The sequence below is a fragment of the Bacillus sp. LR--39 genome, assembly GCF_053613335.1.
This window is the reverse complement of the sequence record NZ_JBSIOT010001645.1, coordinates 1-511: the sequence shown is the minus strand read 5'-3', so window position 1 is coordinate 511 and position 511 is coordinate 1. Positions and strand designations below refer to the sequence as shown.

Here is a 511-nt window from a genome sequence, read left to right as displayed (position 1 = left end):
CTATAACCTTAAATCCGCGATGCTGATTTATTTCGCGCAGTATAACCTCGGGAACGCCGAACTGATGGCCTACATGAATTTCATCATCATCGGCTCATCCTTTATCGGCGTCATCATGCTGCCGAAGCTCGTGAAGCTTTTTGGGAAAAAGCATACCGCCATTTTGGGGCTCGCGGTTTCTGTCTGTGCCGATCTGATCAATTTTTTCGCACCGGGCAATGTCTTTGTTTTTACGATTCTCGCAAGCATCGCCTTCATCGGCATCAGCATTCCGAACGGAATCACCTGGGCATTCGTATCAGATGCGATCGATTACGGCGAGTGGAGAACAGGGGAACGGAAAGAAGGAACGGTATACTCGCTGTTTAATTTTTCGAGAAAGCTGGCTCAGTCGCTCTCCGGCTTCCTGTCAGGGATCGGTCTCAGCATCATCGGCTATGTGCCGAATGCGGCCCAAAAAGCGGGGACGCTGCTCGGCATTAAAGCGATTCTCCTTTTGTATCCGGCAGCA

General features: G+C 50.5%; 1 protein-coding gene. It reads left to right on the top strand.

Features of this window, described 5'->3' with window-relative positions; all coding sequences use genetic code 11:
* The coding region (locus ACWHAR_RS32280) for an MFS transporter (RefSeq protein ID WP_452089077.1) at window positions 1–511 on the top strand (511 nt) is incomplete at both ends.